This window comes from Kitasatospora sp. NPDC059571 (genome assembly GCF_042735675.1).
In the GTDB taxonomy this organism is placed as follows: Bacteria; Actinomycetota; Actinomycetes; order Streptomycetales; family Streptomycetaceae; genus Kitasatospora.
In genome coordinates, this window is the sequence record NZ_JBHWBW010000657.1 from 1 (window position 1) to 3372 (window position 3372).

Annotated in this window: 4 protein-coding genes; 2 read left to right on the plus strand and 2 right to left on the minus strand. The window is 73.3% G+C overall.

What is annotated here, in order from left to right:
* Positions 1-70 precede the first annotated feature (70 nt).
* A complete protein-coding gene (locus tag ACFV0G_RS37375; RefSeq protein WP_380557670.1) occupies positions 71-298 on the plus strand; it encodes a hypothetical protein in 228 nt (75 codons plus the stop codon).
* A 58-nt stretch (positions 299-356) separates the two neighbouring features.
* Here ACFV0G_RS37375 and purU read toward each other — a convergent pair whose 3' ends face one another.
* The gene (gene purU, locus ACFV0G_RS37380) at positions 357-1223 is read right to left on the minus strand and encodes a formyltetrahydrofolate deformylase (RefSeq protein ID WP_380557673.1); all 867 of its coding nucleotides are present in this window, start codon (positions 1221-1223) and stop codon (positions 357-359) included.
* A gap of 96 nt (positions 1224-1319) precedes the next feature.
* The gene (locus tag ACFV0G_RS37385; RefSeq protein WP_380557676.1) at positions 1320-1838 is read right to left on the minus strand and encodes a hypothetical protein; all 519 of its coding nucleotides are present in this window, start codon (positions 1836-1838) and stop codon (positions 1320-1322) included.
* Between the two features lie 184 nt (positions 1839-2022).
* Here ACFV0G_RS37385 and ACFV0G_RS37390 point away from each other — a divergent pair, with 184 nt between their 5' ends.
* Positions 2023-3324, plus strand: a complete 1302-nt coding sequence (locus ACFV0G_RS37390; protein WP_380557678.1) for an ABC transporter substrate-binding protein — start codon at positions 2023-2025, stop codon at positions 3322-3324.
* Positions 3325-3372 lie beyond the last annotated feature (48 nt).

The following is a 3372-nucleotide window of genomic DNA, read 5'->3' on the forward strand; positions in this document are numbered from 1 at the left end:
GCGTCGGGGGCGGCGGTGCTGGTGGCGACTCCGGGGCGGCGCTCCCCCCCGGGGCCGCCGTCCCGGGCGGTTGGACAGCGAGGGCCCGGCCGCGGGCGAGTGGCTGATTCCGCTGGACGGCGCCGCCGGGCCCGCCGACGACAGCCCGCCGGTGGCCGAAATGGTGATGGACGGACTGGAGTTCTGCCACCTCGCGGCGGCGCACCGCGACCCGGGGCGGCTGCCGGTCGGCTCCGACGGCGACCGCGCCGCCGTCGAGGAGGTGCTGCGGGCGCTCCCGCTGCTGTCGCGCCCCTGAGCGCCCCGGCGGGCGCGCGGCCCCAGACGTCCGAGGGGCCGTGAACGGCCCGGCCGGCTCAGGTGAAGACGACGGTGCGGGTGCCGTTCAGCAGCACCCGGCGCTCGCTGTGCCACTTCACCGCGCGGGCGAGCGCCTGGCACTCCACGTCGCGGCCGAGGGCCACCAGCTGGTCCGGCGTCACGTCGTGGGTGACCCGGGCGACCTCCTGCTCGATGATCGGCCCCTCGTCGAGGTCGGCCGTCACGTAGTGCGCGGTCGCGCCGATCAACTTGACGCCGCGGGCGTGTGCCTGGTGGTACGGCTTGGCGCCCTTGAAGCTCGGCAGGAAGGAGTGGTGAATGTTGATCACCCGGCCGGAGAGCGCCTTGCACAGGTCGTCCGAGAGCACCTGCATGTAGCGGGCCAGGACGACCAGGTCCACCCGCTCCTCGGCGACCAGGTCGAGCAGCTGCTGCTCGGCCCGGGCCTTGGTGTCCCGGGTGACCGGGATGTGGTGGAACGGGATGCCGTACGACTCGGTCAGCTCCCGGAAGTCGGTGTGGTTGGAGACCACGGCGGCGATCTCCACCGGCAGGGCGCCGATCCGGGTCCGGAAGAGCAGGTCGTTCAGGCAGTGGCCGAACTTCGACACCATCAGGACGATCCGCATCCGCTCGTCGCTCGGATCGATCCGCCAGTCCATGTGGAAGGACGCGCCGACCGCGGCGAAGCTGGCCCGCAGCTTCTCCACGGTGACCGGCTCGGCCGCCGAGAAGTGCACCCGCATGAAGAACAGCCCGCTGTCGGCGTCGCCGAACTGCTGGCTGTCGATGATGTTGCAGCCGGTCATGAAGAGGTAGCTGGACACCGCGTGCACGATCCCCTGCTTGTCCGGGCAGGAGAGCGTGAGGACGTACTGTGCGCTGGCCGGCTGCTCTGCCACGGCGGGGTTCCTTCACTCGTTCACGACACGACGGCCCAGCGTGTCACATTCCGGTCACCCCGTGCGGTGCTGCCCGTACTGCGGGACGTGTCCGGGTCAGGCGGTCTGGGTGAGGATGCGCAGGATCTCCAGGCTGCGCGGCGGGACGTCCGGGTCCTCGCCGTCGTTGACGGCGAGCAGCACGTGGGCCTCGCGGGCGGCACGGACGGCCTCCGGCCAGCCGGGGTGGCCGAGGTACGCGGCGGCCGGGGCGTCGGCCCCCACCTGGTGCAGCACCCGCAGCACCCGCAGCACGGCGGCATCGACCGCGGCGGCCTCGGCCGCGTCGCGGACGATGGTGCCCACGTACTTCTCGGCGGACCAGCGGTCCAGCCAGCTGTCCTCGACCAGGCGGTAGACGGCGTCGGTGACGTCGCCGTACCCGTCCTGGCCGGCCAGCCAGGCGTGCTGCTGGAAGCCCGGGTCGGAGAGCATGTGCAGCGCCGAGCGGATCCGGGCCCGCCAGCGCCACCACGGCAGATCGTTGAGCGGCATGCCGCCCATGGTGCTGGAGCGACGGCCGCCGCGAGAAGAGCTGTTGGCGGACCGATACGAAGAATCTGTGCTGTCGGACATCGTGCCTCGATCGTACGTTCTCGTTCCACCCGTGCTCCACACGCGGCTCTACACGCGTCACCCCTCGGATTTCCCCCCTCGTTTGCCTGCCGTTCCCTCGACGTCCCTCTCGGCTTGCCCGGCCGGGTCAAGGCTGGATCCGGCCGAAAGCCAGGCTCGCGGACCCGGGAGGGGTAACACCACCATGAGGCGGATCGGATCGCCCGACGATCACCAGCCGACCAGCGGACGCACCGGCCACCGCCGCCGCAGAACCGCCGCCCTCGCCGCAGCGGCTGCCCTGGTCCCCGCGCTCCTGGCGACCTCCGCCTGCGGCGGCCCCGCCGACGCGGCCTCCGCGGCGGGCGACCTGACCGTGATGACCTGGGCGCCGTCCGGGACGGGGTCGACCGACCGGCCGGGCATGACCGCCCTCGCCGAGGCCGTCGGCCGCGACATCAACGCCAGGGGCGGGCTGCACGGCCGCCAGCTGCGCGTGCTCACCTGCAACGAGCAGAACACCGCCGAGGGCGCCGCCGCCTGCACCCGGCAGGCCGTGGACGCGCACGCCGTCGCCGTGATCGGCTCCTACAGCCAGTACGGCAGCACCTTCATCCCCACCCTGGAGGCGGCCGGCATCCCGTACCTGGGCGGCTACGGGCTCTCCACCCCCGAGTTCTCCAGCCCGCTGTCGTACCCGGTCGCCGGCGGCACGCCCGCGCTGATCGCCGGCAACGGACGCCAGCTGGTCGCGGCCGGCTGCAAGTCCGTCGCGCTGGTGCGGCCCGACACCCGGGCCGGCGACACCATGGTCGGCTACCTGGACGCCGCCCTCCGCCCGGCCGGGATCCGGCTGACCGACATCAAGGCGCCCGAGCGGTCCAACGACTACACCCCGATCGCCCGCCAGGCCGTCGGCGACGACCGCCCCGGCGACTGCGTCACCGTCGCCCTCGGTTCCGAGCCGACCGCCAACCTGCTCGACCCGATGCGCCGGCTCAACCCGCGGCACACCGCGCTCTCCTCGGTGATCGGCAGCTTCCAGCAGTCCGTGGTGGACGCCACCGGCGGCGACGGCGGCGTCCTCGGCGGCGCCTACGCCACCGGCTGGTTCCCGCCCGAGTCCTCGCCGGTCTGGGACGCCCTGCGCGACACCGTCCACACCTACGGCAACGGCACCGCGATCGACGTCGCCGACCCCGGCGTGCAGACCACCTGGGTCGCGTACGAGGTGTTCCGGGAGGCCGCCAAGCGGATCGACGCGGCCAAGCCGCTCAACGCCAAGACGCTCCGGGCGGTGCTGGACGGCGGCGACCCGATCAAGACCAACGGCGCCACGCCCCCGCTGAGCTGGGGCATGACCAACATGCTCGCCAGCGCCGACTCGCCCCGGCTGGTCAACACCTCGGTGACCTTCCAGCACGTCCAGGGCGGCCGGCTGGTCGAGCAGCAGCAGGGCTTCACGGACATCCGCTGGGTGCTGGTCGGGGGCAAGCCCCCGGCCTGATCCACGGCAGGACGCCGAAGGGGGCGGCCGGGGCGGTCCGCCCCGGCC